The organism is Pseudomonas sp. NFPP24, assembly GCF_900112095.1.
GTDB lineage: Bacteria > Pseudomonadota > Gammaproteobacteria > Pseudomonadales > Pseudomonadaceae > Aquipseudomonas > Aquipseudomonas extremorientalis.
In genome coordinates, this window is record NZ_FOKD01000006.1 from 67,203 (window position 1) to 92,160 (window position 24,958).

Genomic DNA, 24,958 nt, shown 5'->3' on the forward strand with positions numbered 1-24,958 from the left:
GCCTGGAAACACCATGTTCATTCACCCGATGGATAAACGAGGGTGCGTCAGAGGTAGACGATATCCAGGGTGGCGCTGCCGTCCAGCGGGATCTCTTCGGTGATGGCGCCCCTGGGTTTTCTGACCCGTGTCTGTACCATCACGTCCATCGCCAGGTTCTGGACCGGCACCGGCATGGCGTCGACTTCACCGGGCGCACCTACAGAGCGCATCCAGAGCGGTTGCCAGGTTTGATCTTGCGAGATGGGAAACCAGGTCTGGCCATCCACGGACTCGATCACCGGGGCCACGGCACCGTCGGCCTGGACGTTTTTCACCATCAAGCGATACCCGCCCAAGCGCCAGGTCCCGCCGTAGAAACCCAAACCAAACACCGCATCGGTATCGCTACCGAACCAGGCACTGCCGGACCGATTATCCGTGGCCTTGACCGCCATCAATGTCGCGGCCTCACAGTTGACACTCAACGCCAGCGTGGCCTCAGGCAGGTAAGCGTCGTAAGAAAGATCGCCGATGGAAATCTTGCCATGATCGACCACTCCTGCGCGTGACAGTGCTGGCGTGCAGGCGGAAGGGGTCAATGTACCCACGACGCTCAGGTCTATGGTGGACGCGGCAAACAAGTTCGAACTCGCCGTGATCAGGAGTACGGAGGAAATAAGGGACAGTGAGTATTTCATTGATTCAAGTGCTCGCATTCAAGCCAATACAGATACTTGCATCTTGCCTTATAACAAGACGCTGCTCTGTATTCAGCTCAGTGTTGGACATAGGTATTTTATGTCGCCGATTTATAACTATCGGGTACATGAACACACACTAACCTGCCAACGCTTACCCCCCCATACAACTAATACGAATCACCATCAAGCCTGTAACAAAACTGCAACTTATCCATTATCCACACCAACTAAGGCACCATGCCGCTTTGCCGTGCGTAGGTAAAAAGATCCACATCGGTGGAGATACACAAACGCTGCATGGCCGTGCTTTTCTGCTTGCTGATGGTCGAGATACTGCGGTTGACCCGTGCGGCAATCTGGCTGACAGTCATGCCACTGGCGAGCATTCTGACCACCTCCCGCTCCTTGCCCGACAATTGCGGCTGGGACGGATGCGCCAAGTCGGCTTGCTCCATCTGCAGGCGCAGGCACTCACTGACAAAAGTACGCCCCTCGACCACCGCCCGCAGAGCCAGGGGCAGCTCCCTCGCCGACGCGCTCTTGGCCACGATTGCCCGCGCACCATGGGCAAACGCTTCGCGCAGCGTCACAACGTTGGCGAACATCGTCACCAAAATCACCGGCAATTTGGGGTATTGCCGATGCAACAAGCCCAACAAGCCATACCCATCTGCCTGTTGGTTCCCTGGCATCGCAAAGTCGGTCACGATGATATCGCACGGGATACCGCTCACCAGTGCCAACAACTCATCCGGCCCGTTGGCTTCTCCTACGACTTTGTATTTACCACTTGCCTCGATCACCACTTTTTGCCCAATCCGAACTATAGGGTGATCGTCAGCAATAATTATGCGAATCATCGACACTATCCGTGATGGCAATTTGAATTTACGCAAAATAGCGCGCTCTGCCTCATGTAACAACCTGAAATAACTGGGTGATTGCGCGTTACCCCCCACGTCGCTGGAAGTCGGCATTTAACCCACAAAACAAAAGGAAATTACATACAGATAAATCCTACATATCAGCAAAGAAACTTCTTACAAGCATCTCAGTTTAAAGTTGATGCAACCGCTGCAGATAACACTCGACATCGCGGTGGAATCGCTCCAATGCCTGCCGATTCCTTCCCACCCCATTGGCCTGTACCCGGTCAATCAACACCGCGGCCCGCCGCTCCAAAACCGTCGCTCCCAGAAACGCCACGCTGCCCGCCAGTCGGTGCAAGCGCTGCGAGGTCAGCGTGGCGTCGCCGCTGATACGCGCCTGCACCAGCACTTCCAAGTCGTCGCGGGCCTCTCGCAGCAGGCTTGTCAACATCGCCTCTACCACCGACCAGGAGCCAAAGGTCGCGATGAGGCTGTCACGGGAAGGGAATCGTTCCCGTCGACGACGCGGCGACTGCGGTTGCCGGCCACGGGCGCAGAGCAACGGCGCCGGCGCCAGCCACTGCGTCAGTAACTCGTGCAACTGGCCCAGGTTGATGGGTTTGACCAGCCACCCATCCATCCCGGATTCCAGGCAACGGCGAATCTCTTCCGGCCCCAGGCGTCCGGTCATGGCAATGATGGGGATACCAGGCCGGCTCTTGCCGTACTCGCGTCGACGCCATTCACGCGTCATGGCGAAGCCATCCATCACCGGCATTCGGCAGTCGGTAATGACCAAGTCAAAATGCCCCGTCTCCAAGGCGTGCAGCGCCATGCGGCCATCGCCGCAGGCTTCGTGGGCGACCCCCAGCATCTGCAGCAATGACCCGACCAGCAATCGATAGGTTGCATGATCATCGACCACCAGGACCCGGGCCTGCTGCCAGTGGGCGGGAACATCAGCCGGGGGCGAAGCCTTTCGTGAATAACGACGTGGAGCATTGCCCGGCATAACAACCTCATGCAGAGCGATCAGCTCACCAGGCTTACCTGGCGCAAGGAGACGCCTGAAAAGGTTTATGGCCTGTCAGACGATTTCACTCGAACTTTTCGCGCAAAGACATTCCGCTTCATTCAAAAGAAGCCGGATCGATTAAAAAAGAGCGCGAAAAATATCCGAACGAATGAGTTTGAGCGATACAACAACTACGACTAAGCCACTTTCCTTACATGTTGATCTGCACATTCCAACAGCAAATCGCAGCGGTATCAGGCAGCGCCATTATCGTAATTGTTGCATTCCAGCCCCCAGGGGAACGGGCGTTAAATATGTCCCGGCTCAAGGCAACAAGAGGCGCGTCGCCGCCTACAACATCCCTCCAATATTGCGACGCCAGCGCCCCGCCCGAGCCACTGACTGCCCTTCGTGCCAACACTTTGCCCAGGAATGCGCTGTTCACATGAAAGCCCAATATGCCCTGCTCTTCACTACCTTGCTGATGACCACTGCAACCCCGTTGCTGGCTGCCAGCAGCACCGACCTGAACGTCTCCGGCCTGATCACGCCAAGCGCTTGTACCCCTTCGCTCAGCGGCGGCGGGGTGGTCGATTTTGGCAAGATATCCGCCGCCGATCTCTACGAACACAGCGCCAAGGCGTTGCCGCCCGCGACGTTGCAATTGGGCGTGGAGTGCGAAGCCGCCACGCTGTATGCCTTCATCGGCCTGGATAACCGCGACGGCAGCTCCATCGGCGGCCCGACCTCCTATGGACTGGGGTTGATCAACCAGACCGAACGGGTAGGTGCCTTTGACCTGGGCCTGAACAACGCCACCGCCGACGGCGTGCAGGTCGCCACCCTCGCATCCAGGGACAACGGTGCCACCTGGCAGCAGAGCAGCGAAAACGCGTTATGGACCCGCGACCGCCTGGCCGGATTCGGCACTGAGGCCGCAGGGACCTGGGCGCCAATCCCGATCCGCGCCTTGAGCAGCGACCTGCGCATCTACGCGGTCATCGCCGCCACCAGCACCCTGACCCTGACCGAGGAACAACCCCTCGACGGCTCCGCCACGTTGGAGTTGCGCTACCTGTAAGCCCCACTGCTTTCCCTTCACACAAGGACCCGTGCCGATGGACAGAAACACCTGCGCCACACTTGCCCTGTTACTGAGTACCTGCGCTCCCGCAGCCTTCGCAGCCAGCACTACCGACCTGAATGTCTCGGGCACCATTACGCCCAGTTCATGCACCCCCAGCCTGTCCAATGAGGGCGTCGTCGATCATGGCAAGTTGACCGGTCGGGACCTGGACATCGATCTGCCGACCCGTTTGCTCCCCGGTGAAATGCAACTGGATGTGCATTGCGAGGGCGCCACGCATTTCACCCTGACCACCGTCGATAACCGTGGCGGAACGTCGGCCATCAATCCGGTGTTCCACGGGCTGGGAGTGGTCAACGATGACCAGATGCTGGGCAGCGTCGCGCTCGGACTGTTCGAACCCGTGGCGGATTCGACACCGGTGCAGGCCATCATGTCGCGGGACGGCGGTGCTAGCTGGGGGCCGTCGTCCTACCTGGGGCACGCCGCACTCACCGCCTTCGCCGCCGCGGGCGCCCCCTATACCCCCATTGCCATCACCGAGCTCAGCGCTCGCCTGCGGGCCTTCACCATCATCGCCCCGGCCCGCGACCTGACCCTGCTGGACGAGCTGCCGATCGATGGCAGTGCCACGTTGCAACTCAAGTACTGGTAACCCTTTTTCCCTTGCCCTTTATATGGAGCCTGACCATGAAACTTTCCTTGAATACCTTGTTCGCCAGCGTACTGCTGGCCGGTAGCGCCAGCGCCTTCGCGGCCTCCAGCGTCGATCTCACCGTCAAGGGCCTGATCACCCCCAGTGCCTGCACTCCAGCCCTGTCCAATAGCGGGTCTGTGGACTACGGCAAGATTTCCGCCAAGGATTTGAATGTCGACCAGGTAACGCCCCTCACCGAGCAAACCGTACAACTGACCGTCACCTGTGATGCGGCTACCCTCATGGCCCTGGACGCCGATGACAACCGTGCCGGCTCGAACTACGGCGGCGACATCACGGAATTCGGCCTGGGCCTGATCAACGGTACGCAGAAGCTCGGGGCCATGGGTCTGAGCCTGAACACGCCGATTGCCGATGGTGTGGAGGGGCGGCCGATCACCTCGGTCGACGGCGGTGTCACCTGGGTCGTTGCGCGCAACTTGACGCCCGACAACCTGATCTCGGTGGCCGACACCGCCGTCGACACGCCCATCCCGGTGCAGGTGCTGACCTCGGACCTGACGGTCAGCCCCAAGATCGCCCCCTCCAGCCAATTGACGCTGACCAACGAGGTGGCCATCGACGGTTCGGTGACCGTGACGGTGCGCTACCTCTAAGCCCACTCGAAACGCACACAGGCAGGTCATGAGACCTGCCTGTGTCCTGCACTGAAACGAAGAACCAGGCAACCGGTGAACCTCCCCATGAAGCACACCTCTTCACGCCTTCTTGCCATGCTTTGCCTGCTCTGTAGCGGGCCCGCAGCGTTGGCGGCCTCCAGTACCGAATTGAATGTGACCGGGATAATCACCCCCAGCGCGTGTACACCGACGCTGTCGGCCAACGGCATCGTCGACCACGGATTGGTGCCGGCACGCAGTCTCAACCAATACGAATTCAGCGTCTTGCCCACCCAGGCCCTGGACCTGAATGTGAGCTGCAACGAGTCAGTGCTGTTTGTATTGGTGGGCTTGGACAATCGCGCCGATTCATCCCTGGGCCCGGGCTTTTACTATGGCCTGGGCCATAACGTCCACGCGCCCACCGAACGACTCGGCACCGTGTCCATTGCCTTTCGCGACGTGATGGGCGACGGCGAGCGCGTATTGGTGCTGGCGTCCAGCAATCAGGGCCTGACCTGGTTCCCGGAAAGCAATGCCTACCCGAACAATTACATGGGGTTCGCTCACCCCGGCACGTTGGTGCCGGAACCCCACCGCCAGATCGCGGCCACGTTGCAAGTCAATACGTCGATCAATGCGGCCGCCTATTTGACCCTCAAGCAGGAAGTCCCTCTGGACGGTTCCATCGTGCTTGACCTGAGGTATCTGTAGCCATGTCCCCCCTGCCCTTTTCAACCCGCGCCTTCACCGCCATTCGCTACGCCGGCCTCTACCTCGGCGCACTGGCCCTGACGTTCGCCGGCCCCTCATGGGTGCTGGCCGACGGCATGGTGCCCGACACCTCGGTGGTCATCGTCAACGAGGCGGACGGCGAAGCCTCGGTGTCCGTGACCAATACCGACGACAAGTTGGCGCTGTTGCACGTGACCCTTGAAGACATCCCCGAGGACAAAGCCTCGCTGTTGTTCGTGACCCCGCCCCTGGCCCGGGTGGAACCGAACAAGAGCCAATTGATCCGTTTCATTCTGCAATCGCCGCAACCGCTGAAAACCCAGCGCCTGAAACGGGTGATATTCGAAGGCATGCCCCAAGGCCGTTCGGCGGCCCAGGCCGGGCACGCACGGGTGGGCGTGACCGTGCGCCAGAACCTGCCGGTGATTCTGCACCCCAAGGGCCTGCCCCCCAACCGCACACCCTGGACCGGACTGGAGTGGCGCCTGCAGAACAACCAATTGAGCGTCAGCAACCCCACGGCCTATGTGGTACGCCTGGCTCAGGAGTTGCGCTTGTTGCCCGGCGACGGTTCGGCCTTGCTGCCGCGTACCTACGTGCTGCCCGGTGAAACCCTGCGCGTGACGGCCACCGGCAGCGGCGCGAGTCGCGTGCAACTGCAACCGGCCACGGTGTATGGCTTTGCCGTGGCGCCTTACGAAGCACCGATCACCCTATAAAAAAGAGTGGCCTGCCAACGCCACCAGAGGGCCTGACTGAACCGCAGAGTCAGCAGGCCACCCACAGCTGAGAATGACCTTGTGAGCACAGTAATGACTGATCGCCGCGGCCAAGCCGTGCCCGCCGTTTCACCACGCCGCGCGCACACCTTATTGGCAGGGCTGGCGCTGACCCTGGGTGGTTCACTGCCATACGAGGCAGCTTGGGCGAGCGACAACCTGATTGCCGGCGCCTTCGACCCCCAAACCTTGTCCCATCGCGGCATCGATCCGGAGTTGGCCAACCTGCTCCTGCAAACGCCCCGTTTTGCCACGGGCAGGCATGCCGTCAACCTGAGCGTCAACGGCCAACGCCGTGGGCGGGTGGATGTGGAATTCGACCGCCAGGGCAGTCTCTGCTTCAGCCAGGCCCTGCTGGATGCGGCCAACCTGATAGTGCCCGATGAAGTCCAGACCCCAGGCTGCCATCGTTTCCTCGAGCGCTACCGACAAACCGTCATCGAGCAAGACCCGGCCAGCCTGAGCCTGGCCCTGGTGGTACCGACCGACGCACTGCGCCCCGCCCGGCAGGATATCTCCGGCTATCAGACCGGTGGTTTTGCCGGCCTGCTCAACTATGACCTCACGGGCCTGCATAACGAGTTCGGTGACGCCACCAGCCGCTTCGGCTCAGCCAACACCGAAGTCGGCTTCAACGCCGGCGACTGGATCGTACGCAGCCGCCAGGTCAAGACCTGGCAAGACAGCCGCTCACGCACCACTCATCTGGATGCCTATGCCCAGCGCACCTTCGCCGAGCAACAGGCCGTGTTCCAGGCCGGCCAGATCAGCCTCTACAACCCGGTGCTGGCGGGCACGCAGATCACCGGCGCCCAAGTGCTGACCGAAACCGCACTGCAAGACCAGAATCAGGGCGCGACGATCAACGGTATCGCCAACAGCCCGGCCCAGGTGGAAGTCCGCCAGAACGGTGCGCTGATTCACTCCACCGTGGTGCCGGCCGGACCGTTCGCGCTGACGGATGTGCGCCGCTTGAACAGCCGCTCCGACGTGGAAGTCACCATCAAGGAAACCACCGGCGAAGAACGCCGCTTTACGGTGCCTGCCGCCATGCTCGGGCTGGGCTTGCCGGCGCCGGGGTATTCCGTGGCGGCGGGCCGCGTGCGGCAGATTGGCGACAGTGACGGCACCGAGCCCTGGGTGGTCAGCGCGGGGTGGAGTGGTGCGATCCATCCGCAAGTCAGCCTCGGCGGCGGTGCACTGATGGCCGATGACTATCGATCGGCGGGCATCAACCTGGGTTGGCTGCCCTGGCAGGACAGCCAATTGCAGGTCTCGGCGCAAGCGGCCCAGGCCAGCCACGAGGGGCGTGAGCGTGGCGTCCAGACGGACGTGTCCTGGTCCCAGCGCTTGAGTGAAAACTGGTCGGTGACCACTGCCGGCTCGTGGCGCTCCCAGGGCTATCGCGACCTCGAGGACTCAACCTTCGTCGGCAACAGTCGCGACCAACAGCGCTCGCGCTATCGCGATCAGCAAAGCCTCACCGCGTCCTGGGCACATCCAGCGCTGGGAGCGTTCAGTGCCGGCGTGTCGCGCACTGCGGCCTATAACGGTGAAAGCAGCAGCCGCGCGTTGGCGTCCTGGGGCACCAGTTTTGGCCGGGTGTCGGTGTCCGCCAGTGCCGAATGGCAGGTGGGCGGCCGCCAGCAAAACGATGACAGCGTTTACCTGAACATCAGCCTGCCGCTGGGTGAAAACCGTCGCGCCCGCACTTGGGCGCGCAGGGCCGGCGGTGAGCATCGCCTGGGCGTGGGGTTGAACGAGCAACTCAACGACCAGTTGAGTTACCGCGTGGGCGTGGAGCATGACAGCCGCGACCGCGAGGTGGAGTCTTCGATCGGTGTCTCGGCCCTGCCGTGGTACAGCCAACTGGACTTCAACTACACCCGCAGCAACGACGAGCACTCCAGTTACCAGGGCGGCGCCCGTGGCGGCGTGGTGGTGCATGGCGACGGCTTGACCTTCTCGCCCTATCCGGTGCGCGACACCTTTGCCGTGATGTCGGTGGGCGAGATGGCGGGGATCAAGGTGGCAACGCCCAGCGGCCCGGTGTGGACCGACTGGCAAGGCCAGGCCGTTGTGCCGCAACTCAACGCCTACGGCCGCAGCCCGGTGGAAGTGCAGACGCGCTCACTGCCGCGCAACGCCGATATCCACAACGGCCTGGCGGTGATTTCCGCCGGGCGCGGCGCGGTGGACAAGGTTGAATTCGGCGTCGCCCTCACCCGGCGCGCGCTATTGAACGTGACCACCGACAACGGTCAGCCGTTGCCGCGCGGCGCGACCGTCAGCACCGCCGACGGTGAATTCATCACTCTGGTGCAGGAGGACAGCAAAGTCTTCCTGCCCGACGTACTCAACCCGCGCCCGCTGTGGATCAAGGCCCCGGGCCAGGCGCCTTGCCGCCTGAGCTACGAATTGGCGGACGACGTCGACCCCGAGGTGTATTACGAAACCGCACCCGCCCGGTGCCACCAACCATGAGGACTGTGACCATGGGCCTGAAACCTGTCTTGTACGTCATAGGCGTGCTGTTCGGCGCCCACGCCCTGGCCGCCGACGAATGCCAACTCAACCTCAGCCAGACGCACATGGACTTTGGCTTGATGAACCGCGCCGTGGCATGGGTGCCCGCCCCCGAGCGCCTGCTGGGAGAGCGACAACTGAGCCTGACGTTGAACTGCCCGCAACCTATCGACATGAGTGTGTTTTATCGTGGGCTGGGCGCGGGCCCTGGGCGCTTTCGCTTCACCGAGCGCGGCAGCTACGGCTTGCAAGTGCGCGATGCAGTGCTCGACGGTCAAACGGTCGAGCTTGGTTTGATTGCAGGCCCGGGGCAGGCGCCATCGGTGGTCGCTGGCCATCTGAATTGGCAGCCCGACCACGGCGTGGTGCCGATGCGTGGTGGCGTCGCGGTGACCGGGCGCAACCTGTCGCTACAGCTGCAGGCCAGTGCCTGGGCCAACGAAGATGCCGCCCGGGTACGCGACACAGTCACCTGGGACACCTCCGGGCTGTTCGACGCCTTCGCCGCCGGGCGCTCGCGCGAGTTGCACTGGCAGGCACGTTTTGCGCCGGCCGCCTGTACCCCCACCCTGTCCAACGGCGGCCATGTGGAGCTGGGCAAACTTTCGATCGGCGACCTGTCCATCGACAAGGACACCCTTCTGGCGCCACGGCCCCTGTCCCTCAGCGTGACCTGCGATGCACCGACGACCTTTGCCATACGCATGCAGGACAACCGCCAGGGTTCGGCAACCGGCGCCACGGATGAAACCACCTTTGGCCTGGGCCTGGACGCCAGCCGCCAGAAAATCGGGCGTTATCGCCTGCTGTTCGACCCGTCGCACATCGCTGCCGACAGCTTCGCCCATGTCTTCAACACCTTCTCCAGCACCGGCGGCCTGCCCTGGAGCAGCGCCAGCGCACGCATCACTGCGGTAGGCGCCAATCGCTACCTGGGGTTCAGCAACACCTCCGGCAGTACCGGGGGACCCACTGCCATTCAACACCTCAGCGCCACGTTGAGCCTGGAAGCGACCATTGCGCCCTTGGGCACCCTGGACCTGGGCAACGAGGTACGCCTCGACGGCGCGGGCACCCTCGAAATTCATTACCTATAGGAACGCAACCATGAAAGCGATACTGATCCGACTGACCGCCTGCGTGTGGCTGGCCCACATGCTACAGGCCCAGGCCGCCTCAACCGTCGAGCTGAGTATCAACGGCCTGATCACGCCCAGCGCCTGCGCGCCCGCATTGTCCGAGGGCGGCGTGTATGACTTGGGCAAGATAGCCGCCAAAGACTTGAACAGCGATCGACCCACCCTATTGCCCGCCACCAGCCTGCAACTGGCAATCACCTGTGAAGCCATGACGCTGCTGGCCCTTGAGCCCCGGGACAATCGCCTCGGCTCGAGTTACAACGATTCACCCAACTCATTCGGCCTGGGGCTGACCGGCAATAACGCCAAGCTCGGCTTCCTGCTGCTGACCCTCGATACCGCGTTGGCCGACGGCGTTGAGATGATACCGATTGGCTCGACGGCGTCCTCGTCCTGGTCCCCCACGAGCATTCTCTCGCACCACTTCCTCACCGCATTTGCCCCAAAAGACGTATTCGCTCCAGTACCTGTGCAGCAACTGACCGCCCAACTGCACGTCGTGCCAGCCCTCGCCCCCGCCAACACCCTGCCACTGAGCGAAGAAGTGCCCTTCGAAGGCTCGGTGACCCTGACCATCAAGTACTTATAGGAGCTGAACCATGAACGCCTCACTGATTCGCGTGGCCGCCCTTGCCTGGCTGGCCAGTATTTCAACCGCCCAGGCCGCGTCCACGGTGGAACTGACCGTGGGTGGCCTGATCACCCCCATGGCCTGCACCCCGGCGTTTTCCGGCGGTGGGTTGATCGACTTCGGCAAGATCTCCCGGCAGGACCTCAACCAGGCCACGGGCACCCGGCTGCCGCTCAAGTCACTGACCCTGACCGTCAGTTGCAACGCCCCCGGTCGCTATGCCCTGCGCATGCACGACAACCGCGACGGCTCGGCTCACGTCAACAGCGAGATTTACTACGGCCTGGGCCTGGACAGCGCGGGTAACAAGATTGGCGTGTACTCGGTGAAATTCGATCCCAAGCAAACGGTGGCCGATGCTTTGCCGGTGACTTACGGCACCGAGTCCACCACGGGTGGCGTGGCGTGGCGTACATCCAACAGCAACCCCATCGATATCGGCTCCAGGAGCCTGCTGGGCTTCACCGATGTGGCCGGCAGCACCGCCGGCCCATCAGCGATCCAGAACCTGACCAGCACCCTCACCCTGGAAGCCGTGATCAACGCCAGGCAAAACCTCGACCTGAGTGTGGAAACGCCGATGGATGGCTCCGCGACGCTGGAAGTGGTGTACCTGTAGGCCGTACGCAGCCCCTGCGTTACCTCGAGGCCGCAGATCAAACCCGCTCGCTGAGCACGCCAACATAGCGTGCTCGGCCGGCGCCGAGCCCTGTGATGATTGCCCCCAGGCCGATCACAGCGAACACCCAGCCGGTGGCGCCCCAGCCGCCGGTCCAGTCATGCAGCACACCCACCGCCAATGGCCCCATGGACGCTAGTGTGTAGCCAAAGCCTTGCGCCATGCTCGACAGGTTGGCGGCCACGTGGGAATCCCGCGAGCGCAACACGATCAAGGTCAGCGCCAGGCTGAAGGTGCCGCCCTGGCCCAGGCCCAGCAGGATCGCCCAGCCCCACAAGCCGTCGAGCGGCGCGTACAGGCAACCGAACAGGCCACCGAGGGTGAGCAGCATCACCACCACAATCGCCAGCCGTTGATCCTTGCCCCGCGTCGCCAACCACGGTGCCGCCAGCGAGCTGAACAGCTGCACGATGATCGAACCCGAGAGCGCCAACCCGGCCTCAGTGGCGCTCAGGCCACGGCCGATCAGAATCGACGGCAACCAGCCGAACACGATATAGGCCAAGGACGATTGCAGGCCCATGTACAACGTCACCTGCCAGGCCAGCCGGTCGCGCAGCAAGCCCTTCACGCGATAGGCCACGTGGTGCGCACCGTGCTTGTGCCCGACCTGCGGCAACCAGACCAGTGCCGCTACCAACGCCGGCAAGACCCAGAACCCCAAGCCGATGCTCCAGCTGTCGCCGAAGTAATGGCTCAGGGGCACCGAAGCGCCGGCTGCCAATGCCGCCCCCAGGCACAGGGCCATGGTGTAGACGCCGGTCATGGTGCCCGCCTGCCGGGGGAAATCACGCTTGACGATCCCCGGCAACAGTACGCCGATGATGCCGATACTCGCTCCGGCGATCAGGCTGCCGACGAACAGCCCGGCTTCGCCAAATGAACTGCGCAGGATGATGCCGGCAGCCAGGGTCAGGAGGATGCCCAGCACCACCCGTTCGGCGCCGAAGCGGCGCGCCAGCAACGGAGCGGTCGGCGCGAACAGGCCCAGGCACAACACCGGCAACGTGGTCAGCAGACCGGCCCGGGCTGCCGACAGCCCCAGGCTGGCGGAGACGTCGGCCAGCAACGGCGCCATGCTCGACAGTGCCGGACGCAGGTTCAGTGCCACCAGCACCAGGCCCAGCAGCAACAACCATGGGCGGCTCACTGGCGATGGCGTGTGCTGCACCACCTCGTCATCGGCTTCGGCGTCGATCAGCAGTTCTTCGAATTCGGTTTTGCGCTGGGTTTCAAGGCTCATTGATCAACTGCCGGCAGAGGGATTTGGCGCGTTCAGGGTTTTGCTGTTCCACGGCGTCGAGCAAGGCGGTGTGCAGGTCGAACACCGCTTGGCGACGCGGTGAAATGTTCAGGGTCTGGCGCAACTGGGCGGCAACGATGCGCGAGAAATACTGGTACAGCTCGCTGAGTGCCGGATTGTGCGCGGCGTCCACCAGATGCTTGTGGAACAACAGGTCAGCGCTGATATAGGCCTCAAGGTCGCCGTGAAACAGCTTGCCACTGGTGTCAAGGGCTTCGCGCAAGGCGATGAGGTCTTGTTCGGTACGACGCATGGCGGCCAACCCGATGGCTTCCACTTCAAGAATCTGCCGCGTCTCCTGCGCCTGCTCCAGGGTGCAGTGGGATAGCGCCCGCATCGTGCCCAGCGGATCGGTCATCGAGCGCAGGTAACTGCCATCGCCCTGGCGGATTTCAATCAAGCCGGAGAACGCCAATACGCGCATGGCCTCGCGCACGGTGTTGCGGCTGATGCCCAATTCGGCGGACAGCTCGGGCTCGGTGGGCAGGCGCTCACCGATGGCCCACCGGCCTTCAGTGATGCGCAGGCGCAACTGTTCCAGGGCCTGGTCGACCAGGGAGCGTTTGATCAAAGGGACGATGTCTGTCATGGGCTCCGCGCTTTCGTCCAATCATAGGATGAATTTTCCTACAGCCTATTCGGACTTGCCTACAAAGGCAACGCACTACGGTTCTTAGGCAGGTAAAGGAGCAGTATTTTCGATTGGTAAAATTACCCTTTGAGGGTAATTATGGACTTAGGTGTCTTATGGAAAAGTACACACCTCATTACGATTTGGCGGTGATAAAGGCGGATGTGAGGCGGTTGGGAAGGAAAGCATTCACCCGGACAGCAGAGGAATGTGGCGAGCGTCTTGGATTTGGCATCGAGGAAATGCAGGACGTTATTTATGAGTTGCGAAACTGGATGTTGTACAAGTCGATGACCACTTATGGAGACCATCGAGTATGGCAGGACGTGTACCACACCCACTCGAAAGGTAGGGAGATTTACATCAAGGTCACTTACCGCACAGACGGTAGACCTCCGGTGATCTCCTTCAAGGAGAAAAACCCATGAAAAAGAAAGAGCTGTGCTACATCTGCGGGGCCCCCGATGCATTGAGTTATTACCAGGGCCGCAGCGAAACAATCAGAGTCAAAAATATGGAGCGTCGGATCGACAATCTTTCAGGCTGGGAGTGTGAGGTGTGTGGTGACGGATTCTGGGACCCAGAAAACGACAGTGCAGACCGCTACGGCAAAGCCAAGGAAGAATTGATCCTTGCCTTCCGACAAATCATCGGCGCCGAGATAAAACGCATCCGACGCAAGCTGCATCTTACGCAAAAAGAGGCCGTCGAACTGCTGTCGGGAGGCGGCCACAACGCGTTCTCACGCTACGAACGCGGCGAACTGCTTGCCCCCAAACCCCTGGTATTACTGATGCGCTTGCTGGATCGTCACCCGCATTTGCTGGCTGACGCAAAAACCCTGGCCGAGGGTGCAGACATGCGCGGCGCGTTCACCTACATCAAACACGATAACGCTGAAACGCTCAAAGTGTCCTAGCCCCAAAAATAAACCCGGCGCCAGGCCGGGTTTATCGTTTCAAGCATCGATCAATGCAAGATCTGGCTCAGGAACAACTTGGTCCGATCATTCTGCGGGTTGTCGAAGAAGTCATTCGGCGCCGCCTGTTCCACGATCTCCCCCTTGTCCATGAAGATCACGCGGTTGGCCACGGTGCGCGCAAAGCCCATTTCGTGGGTCACGCACAGCATGGTCATGCCGTCTTCGGCCAGGCCGATCATGGTGTCGAGTACTTCCTTGACCATTTCCGGGTCGAGTGCCGAAGTCGGCTCGTCGAACAGCATGATCTTCGGCTTCATGCACAGCGCACGGGCAATCGCCACGCGCTGCTGCTGACCACCGGACAGTTGCCCCGGAAACTTGTGCGCCTGCTCCGGGATGCGCACGCGCTCCAGGTAGTGCATGGCGATTTCCTCGGCCTTGCGCTTGGGCATCTTGCGCACCCACATTGGCGCCAGCGTGCAGTTCTGCAGGATGGTCAGGTGTGGGAACAGGTTGAAATGCTGGAACACCATGCCGACTTCGCGGCGGATCGCTTCGATCTGCTTGAGGTCGTTGGTCAACTCCACGCCATCGACCACGATGCGGCCCTGCTGGTGCTCTTCCAGGCGGTTGAGGCAGCGGATGGTAGTGGACTTGCCCGAACCCGACGGGCCGCACAGCACGATACGCTCGCCCTGCTTCACGTTGAGGTTGATGTCTTTCAACACGTGGAACTGGCCGTACCACTTGTTGACGCCCTGCATCTGGATAATGCCTTCAGGGCTCACAGGCTGTTTGATCGCTTCGCTCATAACAACAACTCCTAACGCTTGTGGCCTGTGTCGAGCTTGTGTTCCAAATGAATGGAATAGCGCGACATACCAAAACAGAAAATCCAGAACACCAGGGCCGCGAACACGTAGCCTTCGGTGGCCATGCCCAGCCATTTAGGATCGGCGGCGGCTTGCTTGACGCTGTTGAGCAGGTCGAACAGGCCGATGATGATCACAAGGCTCGTGTCCTTGAACAGCGCGATGAACGTGTTGACGATGCCGGGAATCACCAGCTTCAGGGCTTGCGGCAGAATCACCAGGCCCATGCTGCGCCAGTAACCCAGGCCCATCGCTGCAGCCGCTTCGTACTGACCTTTGGGAATCGCCTGCAAGCCACCGCGCACCACCTCGGCCACGTAGGCCGACTGGAACAGGATCACGCCGATCAACGCCCGCAGCAGCTTGTCGATGCCCATGCCTTCGGGCAGGAACAACGGCAGCATCACCGAGGACATGAACAGCACGGTGATCAACGGCACGCCGCGCCAGAATTCGATGAAGGTCACGCAGACCACCCGAATCGCCGGCATGTTCGAGCGCCGCCCCAACGCCAGCATGATGCCCAGCGGCAAGGCGCCGGCGATGCCGACGGTGGCAATCACCAGGGTCAGCATCAGCCCGCCCCATTGGCTGGTCGCCACGTTGGTCAGGCCGAAGATGCCGCCATGCAACAGGAAGTAGGCGATGATCGGGTACAGCACCAAAAAGCTCAGGCCGTAGATCGCCTTGCGTTGGAAACGCGAGATGAACAGTGGCGCCACGCCAACGATGGCCAGCCACACGGTCAGGTCCACGCGCCAGCGCAGGTCGCCGGGGTAGTAGCCGTACATGAACTGCCCAAAGCGCTGTTGGATAAACACCCAGCAGGCGCCCTCCTTGGTGCAATCGGCCCGCGTGGTGCCGACCCAGTTGGCATCCAGGATCGCCCAATGCAGGATCGGCGGCACCACCAGGTAGATCAGGTAAAACGCCAACAGGGTCAGCAGGGTGTTGAGCCAGCTGGAAAACAGGTTGGCGCGCATCCATGCCATCGGGCCGAACACTTTGTTCGGCGGCGGCATATCCGGTTTGAATGTATGCGTAGTCATGCTGGTTTCCTCACCGCTCGATCAGCGCAATGCGCTTGTTGTACCAGTTCATCAGCAGGGAAATGCTGATGCTGATCGCCAGGTACACGCTCATGGTGATGGCAATGACTTCGATGGCCTGGCCGGTCTGGTTGAGCACCGTGCCGGCAAACAGCGAGACCATTTCCGGGTAACCGATACCGGCGGCCAGGGACGAGTTCTTCGCCAGGTTCAGGTATTGGCTGGTCAGCGGCGGAATGATCACCCGCAGCGCCTGCGGGATGATGACCTTGCGCAGCGTCGGCCCAGGGCGCAGGCCCAGGGAGCGCGCGGCTTCGGTCTGGCCATGGCTGACGGACTTGATGCCCGAACGCACGATCTCGGCGATGAACGCTGCCGTGTAGACGGTCAGCGCCAGGGTCAGTGCCAGCAGTTCAGGGATGAGTACCCAGCCACCGACAAAGTTGAAGCCTTGCAACTTGGGCATTTCCCAATGCAGCGGCGCGCCGAAGATCAAGGCGCACAACGCCGGGATCACGATGAACAGCGCCAGGCCCGCCCAGAACTTGTGGAACGGTACGCCGGTGGCTTCGAAACGTTTGTTGGCCCAACGCGCCATCAGCACGATTGCCACGATGGCGACAACGATGCTGACCACAAACGGCCAGAATCCGTCAGCGGCAATCGCTGCCGGCATGTTCAGGCCACGGCTGCTGACAAAGAAGGTGTCACCGAAGTTATGACTGTTACGCGGCCCCGGCATGGTCAGGAACACCGCGAAGTACCAGAACAGGATTTGCAGCAGCGGCGGAATGTTGCGGAACACTTCCACATACACGGTCGCCAGCTTGTTGATCATCCAGTTCGGTGACAGCCGCGCCACGCCGATGATGAACCCCAGCAAGGTCGCCAGGATCACGCCGATAAAGGTCACCAGCAAGGTGTTGAGCAAGCCGATCACGAAGACCCGGGCATAGCTGTCCGATTCGGTGTAGTCGATCAAATGCTGCGCGATGCCGAAGCCGGCACTGCGTTCAAGAAAGTCGAAACCCGAGGTAATGCCCCGGTGCTGAAGGTTGGTCTGGGTGTTGTTGAAGAGGTACCAGCCCAGCGAGACCACCGCCACTATCGTGATGATCTGGAAGAGCCACGCACGCACTTTAGGGTCGCTGAAGCTGAGCTTCTGCTTGGGTGCGCCGATTTGATTTTGCATGAAGTGCCCCGGAAATAATGGAACAGAACATCACCCGGCGGTTGGCCCACCGGGTGACAGAACCATCAGCGATCAGCGCACAGGTGGTGCGTATTGAATGCCGCCAGCGTTCCACAGCGCGTTCAGGCCACGGTCGATTTCCAGCGGGGTGCTCTTGCCCAGGTTGCGCTCGAACACTTCACCGTAGTTACCGACTTGCTTGACGATCTGTACAACCCAGTCTTTCTTCACTTTCAGGTCTTTGCCGTATTCGCCGTCAGCACCGAGCAGACGCGCAACGTCCGGGTTCTTCGTGGACTTGGCTTCAGCCTCGACGTTTTTGGAGGTGATGCCGGCTTCTTCAGCGTTGAGCATGGCGTAGCCAACCCAGCGCACGATGGCCAGCCACTCGTCGTCGCCATTACGCACGACCGGGCCCAGTGGTTCCTTGGAAATGGTTTCCGGCAGAACAACGTAGTCCTTCGGTGAGGCCAGCTTGCTGCGCTGGGCGAACAGCTGGGACTTGTCGGAGGTCAGTACGTCGCAACGCCCGGATTCCAGCGACTTGGCGCTTTCATCGGAAGTGTCGAAGGTGATCGGCGTGTATTTCAGGCCGTTGCCACGGAAGTAGTCGGAAACGTTCAGCTCGGTGGTGGTACCGGCCTGGATGCAGATGGTTGCACCGTCCAGTTCCTTGGCACTTTTCACGCCCAGCTTGTTGTTTACCAGGAAGCCGATGCCGTCGTAGTAAGTGATGAAGCCTGGGAATTTCAGGCCCATGCCGGCGTCGCGGGAGCTGGTCATGGTGGTGTTACGGGACAGAATGTCGACTTCGCCGGATTGAAGCGCGGTGAAACGCTCCTTGGCATTCAACTGGCTGAATTTGACCTTGGTCGCGTCGCCGAAAACGGCAGCGGCCACAGCGCGGCAAAAGTCGGCGTCAATCCCGAGGATCTTGCCGCTGGCATCCGGTACCGAGAAACCCGGCAGGCCGTCACTCACGCCACACTGCACAAAGCCTTTTTTCTGCACGGCGTCCAGCGTAGCGCCCGCCTGGGCGAAACCACTGACACCCAGTACAGCCGCCGCAGTCACGATGGCCAGGGTGGATTTCAATACCTTCATTCAAACCTCCAGTTTGCTCTTGTTGTGTCGGAGCTCGAACCTCAGCGCACCCTTATGAGGCGATATCGACCCGTGTTGGCTTTTTTTAGGGTCAAGCGGCATGAAGTTGTCGCAGTAATTCCAGTTGCTATCCCACAAGCGGCAGTCACTGATAGTGTTACCGTCCCGGGATAGCGCTGACATCGTTCAACACATAGCAAGCGCCGTACCAGAGTGCCGGCTGAGTCGTTCCAGCCCCCGGTCAAGAGAAAAAGATTCAACCGTGCGACATCTTCTTAACAGATCAACCCATCGCGCACCGTTCCGTCGCACTTAATCGGAGCGCGCGCACATTAATGGAGCAGACATGACCGAACCCTTGATTCTTCAGCCCGCCAAGCCCGCAGACGCCTGCGTTATCTGGTTGCATGGCCTGGGTGCCGATCGCTATGACTTCCTGCCAGTGGCCGAGGCGCTGCAGGAAAGCCTGCTGACCACGCGTTTCGTTTTGCCCCAGGCACCGACCCGGCCGGTGACGATCAATGGTGGCTACGAGATGCCAAGCTGGTACGACATCAAAGCCATGAGCCCGGCCCGTTCCATCAGCCTGGAAGAGCTGGAAGTCTCGGCAAAAATGGTCACGGATTTGATCGAGGCACAGAAGAGAACCGGAATAGACGCTTCGCGGATTTTCCTCGCCGGTTTTTCCCAGGGTGGCGCCGTGGTCTTTCACACCGCTTTCCTGAATTGGGAAGGCCCCTTGGGTGGCGTGATTGCCCTCTCCACCTATGCCCCCACGTTCAGCGACGAGTTGGAATTGTCCGCCAGCCAGCAGCGCATTCCCGCGCTGTGCCTGCACGGCCAGTACGACGACGTGGTGCAGAACGCCATGGGCCGCAGCGCCTACGAGCATTTGAAGAGCCGTGGTGTCACCGTGACATGGCAGGAATACCCAATGGGCCACGAAGTGTTACCCGAGGAGATACGCGATATCGGTGCCTGGTTGACCGCTCGCCTGGGCTGAACACCTGCGTTTATGTAGCCGTATGACAGACGCACTACGCCGCGCCCGATTCTTGCATTACACTGGCCGGCGTACATTCCTTAACCAATTAATGAGATCACCGTGCTCAAAGCACTCAAGAAGATGTTCGGCAAAAGCGAGGCTGAGCCGCTCGCGCCTGATTCCAGTGCTCCTGCCCCGACAGCCGGCAGCCGCAATGACGGCAGACAGCCCGACCGGACCGCACCCGCCGCCCAGCCGAAGAAGCCGACGGTGACCCCACCCGAACAGGCCAGACCGGTCGAACCCGTTGCCGCACCGGTGGCACCAAAACCGCGCCGTGAACGTGCGCCAAAACCGCCGGTAATTCCGTGGAAACTCGAAGACTTTGTCGTCGAACCCCAGGAAGGCAAGACCCGCTTCCATGATTTCAAGCTGGCCCCGGAACTGATGCACGCCATCCAGGACCTTGGTTTTCCGTACTGCACGCCGATCCAGGCGCAGGTGCTGGGCTTTACCCTGGCCGGCAAAGACGCCATCGGCCGCGCCCAGACCGGCACCGGCAAGACCGCCGCGTTCCTGATCTCGATCATCACCCAGTTGCTGCAGACGCCGCCGCCCAAAGAGCGCTACATGGGTGAACCGCGCGCGCTGATCATCGCCCCGACCCGGGAGCTGGTGGTACAGATCGCCAAGGACGCCGCCGACCTGACCAAGTACACCGGCCTCAACGTCATGACGTTCGTGGGCGGCATGGACTTCGACAAGCAGCTCAAGCACCTCGAAGCCCGTCACTGCGACATCCTGGTGGCCACCCCTGGCCGTCTGCTGGACTTCAACCAGCGCGGCGACGTGCACCTGGACATGGTCGAAGTGATGGTGCTGGACGAAGCCGACCGCATGCTCGACATGGGTTTCATCCCACAAGTGCGCCAGATCATTCGCCAGACCCCGCCGAAATCCGAGCGTCAGACCCTGCTGTTCTCCGCGACCTTCACCGAAGACGTGATGAACCTCGCCAAGCAATGGACCACAGACCCGTCCATCGTCGAGATCGAAGCGGAAAACGTCGCCAGCGAGAACGTCGAGCAACACATTTACGCGGTAGCCGGCGCCGATAAGTACAAGCTGCTCTACAACCTGGTCAACGACAACGGCTGGGAACGCGTGATGGTGTTCGCCAACCGCAAGGACGAGGTGCGCCGGATCGAAGAACGCCTGGTGCGTGACGGTGTCAACGCCGCGCAACTGTCGGGCGACGTGCCACAGCACAAGCGCATCAAGACCCTGGAAGGCTTCCGCGAAGGCAAGATCCGTGTGCTGGTGGCCACCGACGTGGCCGGGCGTGGGATTCACATCGACGGCATCAGCCATGTGATCAACTTCACCCTGCCGGAAGTGCCGGATGACTACGTGCACCGCATTGGCCGCACCGGCCGTGCCGGAGCGGCGGGTGTGTCGATCAGCTTTGCCGGGGAAGATGACTCGTATCAGCTGCCGTCGATCGAGGCGTTGCTGGGGCGCAAGATCAGCTGTGAGACGCCGCCGACGCACCTGTTGCGCGCCGTTGAACGCAAGCGTCCGTAAGCTGGAATGCAGTGAAAACTGTGGGAGGGGGCTTGCCCCCGATAGCGATGGCACATCTAACATCTCTGTTGGCTGACCCACTGCAATCGGGGGCAAGCCCCCTCCCACATTTGGTGCTGTGTTTGGCCTAAGACTTCCAGCGATCCGCGGCGGCGTGGTCGCTGTGGCGCCCTTCCACCCAACGCGGCCCCTCGCTGGTATTTTCCTTCTTCCAGAACGGCGCCCGCGTCTTCAGGTAATCCATCACAAACGCGCAGGCATCAAACGCCGCCTGGCGATGGGCACTGGCCGCCCCGACAAACACAATCGGCTCGCCAGGTTCCAGCGCGCCAATGCGGTGCAGCACTTCCAGCTTGAGCAACGGCCAGCGCTGCTCGGCTTCCACAGCGATCTTGGCCAGGGCCTTTTCGGTCATGCCGGGGTAGTGCTCCAGGAACATTCCCGCGACATCCAGACCGTCATTGAAATCGCGTACATAGCCAACAAAACTCACCACCGCGCCCACGCCGACATTGGCCGCATGCATCGCGTTGACTTCAGCACCGGGATCAAACGCCTGGACCTGCACACGAATGGCCATGTTCAGCCTCCGGTCACGGGTGGGAAGAATGCTACTTCGTCACCTGCCTGCACCGGCTCATCAAGGCCGCACATCTCTTCGTTGCGCGCACACATCAGACTGGTTTCGTTGAGCACTGCAAACTCCGGGTCACTGGCCAGCGCCAGACGCACCGCATCGACAGTGGCGAAGTCGCCCTCCATCTCCAACGAATCAAAACCCACCGCTTCGGCGTAACGCGCAAAAAACAATACGTTGATGCTCATGCCTGGTCCGCCTTGAAATGCCCGCTTTTGCCGCCGAGTTTTTCCAGCAGGCGAATACTTTCGATGGTCATGCCACGGTCCACCGCCTTGCACATGTCGTAGATCGTCAGCGCCGCGACGCTGGCAGCAGTAAGGGCTTCCATCTCCACGCCGGTCTGGCCGGAGAGTTTGCAGCGCGCCACGATACGCACCAAGTCTGCACCCTCGGCGCTCAGTTCGACCTTGACACCCGTCAACATCAACGGATGGCAGAGGGGAATCAGGTCACTGGTTTTTTTCGCGGCCTGGATCCCGGCAATGCGGGCCACGGCAAACACGTCGCCCTTGGGGTGGGCGCCGTCGACAATCATTTGCAGGGTCTCGGGCAGCATGCGCACACGCGCTTCGGCCACCGCCTCACGGAACGTCACGGACTTGTCGGTGACGTCGACCATATGGGCGCGACCTTGGGAATCGAGATGAGTCAGCACAGGGATACTCCTGATCAGGAGCAGCGATTGTAAACCCGTCGGTCAAGATTGCGCACACCTGATTCCCCTTCCCTGAATCACCAGTAGCCAATGCTCGATCAGTGCGACGAATACACCCCATCAGAACAAAGAATTGGCGCCAACAATCCAAGCACCGTAAAACTTGAAAAAAAACGGAATGCCCACTTCATGACCTTACTGTATTTCATCCTGCTCAGTTTATTCGCCGGTTTTGCAGTGCCCTTGCAGGCAGGCACCAACGCAAAACTGGGTAACCTGCTAGGCCATCCTTTATGGGCCACGGCAGTATCTCTATTGGTCAGCCTGGTTGTACTCATTGTTGTCATTATTGCAGTCAAGGCGCCTCGCCCCAATCTTGCCGCCGTGCAAGACGGCCCCTGGTGGATTTGGATGGGCGGTGTTGCCGGCGTTTTTTATATTACCGTAGCCTTATTGATGGCGCCTCGACTCGGCGCCCTCAACTTCATCATGGCGGTATTGATCGGACAACTTATCGTTTCAATTGCGATTGACTATTTTGGCTTATTGGGCTTTCCCAAACAGTCTCTCAACATTAATAAACTGGTCGGCGTACTTGTCGTCATAGGAGGATTCCTTATTACCACTCGCACTTGATTCACGCCTAACAGGGTCACCAAAAACAGAAGACTTCTTCATGTTCCCAGTCAGGGATTGACGACAGCTATTAACTTTAAAAAGGTGAGGCAATGACCACTCAAACTGCAACGGCAACTTACGACGCCATCGGCGAACGCTTCGAAGCTTTCACGGACAGCGCCTCGCAGCGCTCGGTGGAAACCGCAACCTTCTTCAGTATGGTTGGTAATCCCCAGGGCAAATCCGTACTGGACCTGGCCTGCGGTTTCGGTTTCTTCGGACGCGAGTTGTATCGCCAAGGTGCCAGCAAAGTGGTTGGCGTGGACATCTCCGCCTCCATGATTGAACTGGCCCGGCAAGAGTCGGCGCGCAACCAGGAGCCGATCGAGTACCACGTCAGCGATATCTGCGATCTGGGCATTCTCGGCAAGTTCGACCTGATCACCGCCGCCTGGCTGTTCAACTATGCCGATTCGCCAGAAAAACTGGACAAGATGTTCCAGGTCGTCGCCAAGAACCTCGCCCCAGGTGGACGGGTCGTGGCTTACACGGTAGAGCCAACCTTTCAATTGAAACGTGGCAACTTCACCAAATACGGCGTGCACGTACTCACCGAAGAACCCCATGAAGGCGGCTTTCGCCACCACGCCGAATTCGTCACCACACCGCCCAGCGCCTTCACCTTCCATCGCTGGAGCCGCGAACGCTATGAGCTGGCGATCATGAAAGCCGGCTTCTCCCGCCTGCAGTGGCAAAAACCGATTATTTCCGAGGCCGAGCGGGCCAAGCACCCCAAGGGCTACTGGGATGACTTCGAACGCAACTGCCTGCAAACCGGGCTGATCTGCACTCTCTGAAGGCCGGGCACGTACGCCTGGGTGTACGTGCCTTTTCCCCCACGCAGTAGGAAAACGAGCGTTATGACTTCCAAGGGTTTCAACCATTGGCCCGTGTTCGACGGCCCCCTGACCGCCGAAATGACAGACCGTTTCTTGATGGGCCTGCCTGAGCATTTCCACGAAGCCGTCAACCTCAAGTTGCCGCTGGCAGCCTGGCGCCTGGTGTCGGAAGAGACCAGCGAACAGTTGGCCGACCGCGTCGAAAACCCTGTCTCGCCGCTGGCCTGGCGCTATGCCGCCGCCCAACTGCTGGCACTGACCCATGACCCCAGGCTCGATGTACTCAACCCCACGATGATTCAAATCAGCGCAGGCACCGTCGAGATCGGTCTGGCCGAATCGGCGGTCGACCAGGTGATGCATGACATGCGCGGCCTGGGCCTGGATCGGGACTGGATCGCCAAGGAAGTCCCTCGTCATCGCGTCCACCTGCGGCCATACGCCATCGGTAAATATCCGGTGACCAACCTCGAATACCGAGCCTTTCTCGAAGCCAACACACAGGCACGGATTCCCGAAAGCTGGGCCTTCGGACAGTACCCTCACGCACGCGCCAACCATCCGGTCTACGGGATCACTGCCGATGACGCCGACGCCTACGCTGCCTGGCTCAGCGAAGCCAGTGGCCGCAGCTTCCGCCTGCCCACCGAGGCTGAATGGGAATACGCCGCCGCCGGCCCGGAAAACCTCGAATATCCCTGGGGAAATACCTTCCTGCCCGAGCGTGCCAACACCGCCGAACTGGGCCTGTTCGACACCACTCCGGTCGGCTTCCTGGTCGAGGGTGCTTCGCCATTTGGCTGTCTGGACATGGCCGGTAATGTCGAAGAATTCGTCGCTGACGACTACGCCCCCTACCCCGGCGGCACCGCCATCACCGACGACCTCGTCACTGTGGTTGGCACCCACCGCATCGCCCGTGGTGGCAGCTTCACGCGGTTTCGCGACCTGACCCGCAATTGCCGGCGTCACGGCAAGTATCCGCGACAGATTTACGTAATGGGCTTTCGCCTCGCACAAACCCTGTAGTCCCTCTTCTGTACC

28 protein-coding genes are annotated in these 24,958 nt (G+C 60.9%); 16 read left to right on the forward strand and 12 right to left on the reverse strand.

Translation table 11 applies throughout. The features are described 5' to 3' along the window. Positions 1–47: 47 nt before the first annotated feature. The 3 genes from BM026_RS14235 to BM026_RS14245 all read right to left on the reverse strand — a co-directional run bounded on the left by BM026_RS14235 (position 48) and on the right by BM026_RS14245 (position 2,477). Positions 48–590 carry a DUF1120 domain-containing protein gene (locus tag BM026_RS14235; protein WP_256575342.1) on the reverse strand — a complete coding sequence of 181 codons (543 nt, stop codon included), beginning with the start codon at positions 588–590 and terminating at the stop codon, positions 48–50. 320 nt (positions 591–910) lie between these two features. Next, complete coding sequence (locus BM026_RS14240; protein WP_092240897.1) at positions 911–1,543, reverse strand: response regulator; 633 nt, start codon at positions 1,541–1,543, stop codon at positions 911–913. Between the two features lie 196 nt (positions 1,544–1,739). Continuing rightward, the gene (locus BM026_RS14245; RefSeq protein ID WP_256572925.1) at positions 1,740–2,477 is read right to left on the reverse strand and encodes a response regulator; all 738 of its coding nucleotides are present in this window, start codon (positions 2,475–2,477) and stop codon (positions 1,740–1,742) included. 535 nt (positions 2,478–3,012) lie between these two features. On the opposite strand from BM026_RS14245, the gene BM026_RS14255 reads away from it, so the two are divergent. From BM026_RS14255 to BM026_RS14295, 9 genes are all read left to right on the forward strand, one after another. Continuing rightward, positions 3,013–3,648 carry a DUF1120 domain-containing protein gene (locus BM026_RS14255; RefSeq protein ID WP_092240893.1) on the forward strand — a complete coding sequence of 212 codons (636 nt, stop codon included), beginning with the start codon at positions 3,013–3,015 and terminating at the stop codon, positions 3,646–3,648. A 37-nt stretch (positions 3,649–3,685) separates the two neighbouring features. Continuing rightward, entirely contained in the window at positions 3,686–4,309 is a 624-nt protein-coding gene (locus tag BM026_RS14260) for a DUF1120 domain-containing protein (protein WP_092240891.1), read from the forward strand. A 35-nt stretch (positions 4,310–4,344) separates the two neighbouring features. Next, positions 4,345–4,968 carry a DUF1120 domain-containing protein gene (locus BM026_RS14265; protein WP_092240889.1) on the forward strand — a complete coding sequence of 208 codons (624 nt, stop codon included), beginning with the start codon at positions 4,345–4,347 and terminating at the stop codon, positions 4,966–4,968. 87 nt (positions 4,969–5,055) lie between these two features. Then, positions 5,056–5,685: a DUF1120 domain-containing protein gene (locus tag BM026_RS14270; protein WP_071488599.1), complete on the forward strand. Its 630-nt coding sequence runs from the start codon at positions 5,056–5,058 to the stop codon at positions 5,683–5,685. A 2-nt stretch (positions 5,686–5,687) separates the two neighbouring features. Continuing rightward, a complete protein-coding gene (locus BM026_RS14275) occupies positions 5,688–6,425 on the forward strand; it encodes a fimbria/pilus chaperone family protein (protein WP_093119657.1) in 738 nt (245 codons plus the stop codon). A gap of 81 nt (positions 6,426–6,506) precedes the next feature. Next, positions 6,507–8,969 carry a fimbria/pilus outer membrane usher protein gene (locus BM026_RS14280; RefSeq protein ID WP_371914413.1) on the forward strand — a complete coding sequence of 821 codons (2,463 nt, stop codon included), beginning with the start codon at positions 6,507–6,509 and terminating at the stop codon, positions 8,967–8,969. A gap of 11 nt (positions 8,970–8,980) precedes the next feature. Further along, a complete protein-coding gene (locus BM026_RS14285; RefSeq protein ID WP_093529094.1) occupies positions 8,981–10,108 on the forward strand; it encodes a DUF1120 domain-containing protein in 1,128 nt (375 codons plus the stop codon). A 10-nt stretch (positions 10,109–10,118) separates the two neighbouring features. Beyond that, the gene (locus BM026_RS14290; RefSeq protein WP_093512389.1) at positions 10,119–10,739 is read left to right on the forward strand and encodes a DUF1120 domain-containing protein; all 621 of its coding nucleotides are present in this window, start codon (positions 10,119–10,121) and stop codon (positions 10,737–10,739) included. Positions 10,740–10,749: 10 nt separating this feature from the next. Continuing rightward, the gene (locus BM026_RS14295; RefSeq protein ID WP_093529097.1) at positions 10,750–11,400 is read left to right on the forward strand and encodes a DUF1120 domain-containing protein; all 651 of its coding nucleotides are present in this window, start codon (positions 10,750–10,752) and stop codon (positions 11,398–11,400) included. 37 nt (positions 11,401–11,437) lie between these two features. On the opposite strand, the gene BM026_RS14300 is transcribed toward BM026_RS14295, so the two are convergent. Continuing rightward, entirely contained in the window at positions 11,438–12,703 is a 1,266-nt protein-coding gene (locus BM026_RS14300; protein WP_093529100.1) for a CynX/NimT family MFS transporter, read from the reverse strand. Further along, complete coding sequence (locus tag BM026_RS14305) at positions 12,693–13,352, reverse strand: FadR/GntR family transcriptional regulator (protein ID WP_093512395.1); 660 nt, start codon at positions 13,350–13,352, stop codon at positions 12,693–12,695. The genes BM026_RS14300 and BM026_RS14305 overlap by 11 nt, the downstream gene beginning before the upstream one ends. 158 nt (positions 13,353–13,510) lie before the next feature. Between BM026_RS14305 and BM026_RS14310 the strand changes: the two genes are divergently transcribed. Both BM026_RS14310 and BM026_RS14315 read left to right on the forward strand, forming a co-directional pair. Beyond that, on the forward strand, positions 13,511–13,822 hold the full coding sequence (locus tag BM026_RS14310; RefSeq protein WP_093512397.1) for a type II toxin-antitoxin system MqsR family toxin: 312 nt from the start codon (positions 13,511–13,513) through the stop codon (positions 13,820–13,822). Beyond that, positions 13,819–14,313 (forward strand): type II toxin-antitoxin system MqsA family antitoxin, encoded by a 495-nt coding sequence (locus tag BM026_RS14315; RefSeq protein WP_093512399.1) that lies wholly within the window; start codon positions 13,819–13,821, stop codon positions 14,311–14,313. Before BM026_RS14310 ends, BM026_RS14315 begins: the two co-directional genes overlap by 4 nt. A 50-nt stretch (positions 14,314–14,363) precedes the next feature. Here the strand turns inward: BM026_RS14315 and BM026_RS14320 are convergent, their stop codons facing one another. The 4 genes from BM026_RS14320 to BM026_RS14335 form a co-directional block, all read right to left on the reverse strand. Further along, positions 14,364–15,128 (reverse strand): amino acid ABC transporter ATP-binding protein, encoded by a 765-nt coding sequence (locus tag BM026_RS14320; RefSeq protein ID WP_003171943.1) that lies wholly within the window; start codon positions 15,126–15,128, stop codon positions 14,364–14,366. Positions 15,129–15,139: 11 nt separating this feature from the next. Continuing rightward, positions 15,140–16,237, reverse strand: a complete 1,098-nt coding sequence (locus BM026_RS14325; RefSeq protein ID WP_058422897.1) for an amino acid ABC transporter permease — start codon at positions 16,235–16,237, stop codon at positions 15,140–15,142. Between the two features lie 10 nt (positions 16,238–16,247). Continuing rightward, positions 16,248–17,429 (reverse strand): amino acid ABC transporter permease, encoded by a 1,182-nt coding sequence (locus BM026_RS14330; RefSeq protein WP_058422898.1) that lies wholly within the window; start codon positions 17,427–17,429, stop codon positions 16,248–16,250. A 72-nt stretch (positions 17,430–17,501) separates the two neighbouring features. Next, complete coding sequence (locus tag BM026_RS14335) at positions 17,502–18,533, reverse strand: amino acid ABC transporter substrate-binding protein (RefSeq protein ID WP_071488588.1); 1,032 nt, start codon at positions 18,531–18,533, stop codon at positions 17,502–17,504. 346 nt (positions 18,534–18,879) lie between these two features. Between BM026_RS14335 and BM026_RS14340 the strand changes: the two genes are divergently transcribed. Continuing rightward, on the forward strand, positions 18,880–19,536 hold the full coding sequence (locus tag BM026_RS14340) for an alpha/beta hydrolase (RefSeq protein WP_092240867.1): 657 nt from the start codon (positions 18,880–18,882) through the stop codon (positions 19,534–19,536). 96 nt (positions 19,537–19,632) lie between these two features. Next, entirely contained in the window at positions 19,633–21,102 is a 1,470-nt protein-coding gene (rhlB, locus tag BM026_RS14345) for an ATP-dependent RNA helicase RhlB (protein WP_165447910.1), read from the forward strand. Positions 21,103–21,229: 127 nt separating this feature from the next. Here rhlB and moaE read toward each other — a convergent pair whose 3' ends face one another. Genes moaE through moaC form a run of 3 tightly spaced genes read right to left on the reverse strand, consistent with a single transcriptional unit; the run spans position 21,230 to position 22,397 of the window. Next, positions 21,230–21,682, reverse strand: a complete 453-nt coding sequence (gene moaE / locus BM026_RS14350) for a molybdopterin synthase catalytic subunit MoaE (protein ID WP_092240865.1) — start codon at positions 21,680–21,682, stop codon at positions 21,230–21,232. Between the two features lie 2 nt (positions 21,683–21,684). After that, positions 21,685–21,927, reverse strand: a complete 243-nt coding sequence (gene moaD / locus BM026_RS14355; RefSeq protein ID WP_071488584.1) for a molybdopterin converting factor subunit 1 — start codon at positions 21,925–21,927, stop codon at positions 21,685–21,687. Beyond that, positions 21,924–22,397, reverse strand: a complete 474-nt coding sequence (moaC, locus tag BM026_RS14360; RefSeq protein ID WP_071488583.1) for a cyclic pyranopterin monophosphate synthase MoaC — start codon at positions 22,395–22,397, stop codon at positions 21,924–21,926. Before moaC ends, moaD begins: the two co-directional genes overlap by 4 nt. A gap of 189 nt (positions 22,398–22,586) precedes the next feature. Here moaC and BM026_RS14365 point away from each other — a divergent pair, with 189 nt between their 5' ends. The 3 genes from BM026_RS14365 (at position 22,587) to BM026_RS14375 (ending at position 24,943) form a co-directional block, all read left to right on the forward strand. Beyond that, the gene (locus BM026_RS14365) at positions 22,587–23,033 is read left to right on the forward strand and encodes a DMT family transporter (RefSeq protein ID WP_071488582.1); all 447 of its coding nucleotides are present in this window, start codon (positions 22,587–22,589) and stop codon (positions 23,031–23,033) included. Between the two features lie 92 nt (positions 23,034–23,125). After that, the gene (locus BM026_RS14370) at positions 23,126–23,872 is read left to right on the forward strand and encodes a class I SAM-dependent methyltransferase (protein WP_071488581.1); all 747 of its coding nucleotides are present in this window, start codon (positions 23,126–23,128) and stop codon (positions 23,870–23,872) included. A 63-nt stretch (positions 23,873–23,935) separates the two neighbouring features. Further along, complete coding sequence (locus BM026_RS14375) at positions 23,936–24,943, forward strand: formylglycine-generating enzyme family protein (protein ID WP_092240863.1); 1,008 nt, start codon at positions 23,936–23,938, stop codon at positions 24,941–24,943. Positions 24,944–24,958: the final 15 nt, after the last annotated feature.

Coding starts and splice junctions, on each gene's coding strand:
- BM026_RS14240 (WP_092240897.1), bottom strand. CDS start 1,543: ATGATTCGCATAATTATTGCTGACGATCACCCTATAGTTCGGATTGGG.
- BM026_RS14255 (WP_092240893.1), top strand. CDS start 3,013: ATGAAAGCCCAATATGCCCTGCTCTTCACTACCTTGCTGATGACCACT.
- BM026_RS14260 (WP_092240891.1), top strand. CDS start 3,686: ATGGACAGAAACACCTGCGCCACACTTGCCCTGTTACTGAGTACCTGC.
- BM026_RS14265 (WP_092240889.1), top strand. CDS start 4,345: ATGAAACTTTCCTTGAATACCTTGTTCGCCAGCGTACTGCTGGCCGGT.
- BM026_RS14270 (WP_071488599.1), top strand. CDS start 5,056: ATGAAGCACACCTCTTCACGCCTTCTTGCCATGCTTTGCCTGCTCTGT.
- BM026_RS14275 (WP_093119657.1), top strand. CDS start 5,688: ATGTCCCCCCTGCCCTTTTCAACCCGCGCCTTCACCGCCATTCGCTAC.
- BM026_RS14285 (WP_093529094.1), top strand. CDS start 8,981: ATGGGCCTGAAACCTGTCTTGTACGTCATAGGCGTGCTGTTCGGCGCC.
- BM026_RS14290 (WP_093512389.1), top strand. CDS start 10,119: ATGAAAGCGATACTGATCCGACTGACCGCCTGCGTGTGGCTGGCCCAC.
- BM026_RS14295 (WP_093529097.1), top strand. CDS start 10,750: ATGAACGCCTCACTGATTCGCGTGGCCGCCCTTGCCTGGCTGGCCAGT.
- BM026_RS14300 (WP_093529100.1), bottom strand. CDS start 12,703: ATGAGCCTTGAAACCCAGCGCAAAACCGAATTCGAAGAACTGCTGATC.
- BM026_RS14305 (WP_093512395.1), bottom strand. CDS start 13,352: ATGACAGACATCGTCCCTTTGATCAAACGCTCCCTGGTCGACCAGGCC.
- BM026_RS14310 (WP_093512397.1), top strand. CDS start 13,511: ATGGAAAAGTACACACCTCATTACGATTTGGCGGTGATAAAGGCGGAT.
- BM026_RS14315 (WP_093512399.1), top strand. CDS start 13,819: ATGAAAAAGAAAGAGCTGTGCTACATCTGCGGGGCCCCCGATGCATTG.
- BM026_RS14320 (WP_003171943.1), bottom strand. CDS start 15,128: ATGAGCGAAGCGATCAAACAGCCTGTGAGCCCTGAAGGCATTATCCAG.
- BM026_RS14325 (WP_058422897.1), bottom strand. CDS start 16,237: ATGACTACGCATACATTCAAACCGGATATGCCGCCGCCGAACAAAGTG.
- BM026_RS14330 (WP_058422898.1), bottom strand. CDS start 17,429: ATGCAAAATCAAATCGGCGCACCCAAGCAGAAGCTCAGCTTCAGCGAC.
- BM026_RS14335 (WP_071488588.1), bottom strand. CDS start 18,533: ATGAAGGTATTGAAATCCACCCTGGCCATCGTGACTGCGGCGGCTGTA.
- BM026_RS14340 (WP_092240867.1), top strand. CDS start 18,880: ATGACCGAACCCTTGATTCTTCAGCCCGCCAAGCCCGCAGACGCCTGC.
- moaE (WP_092240865.1), bottom strand. CDS start 21,682: ATGGCCATTCGTGTGCAGGTCCAGGCGTTTGATCCCGGTGCTGAAGTC.
- moaD (WP_071488584.1), bottom strand. CDS start 21,927: ATGAGCATCAACGTATTGTTTTTTGCGCGTTACGCCGAAGCGGTGGGT.
- BM026_RS14365 (WP_071488582.1), top strand. CDS start 22,587: ATGACCTTACTGTATTTCATCCTGCTCAGTTTATTCGCCGGTTTTGCA.
- BM026_RS14370 (WP_071488581.1), top strand. CDS start 23,126: ATGACCACTCAAACTGCAACGGCAACTTACGACGCCATCGGCGAACGC.
- BM026_RS14375 (WP_092240863.1), top strand. CDS start 23,936: ATGACTTCCAAGGGTTTCAACCATTGGCCCGTGTTCGACGGCCCCCTG.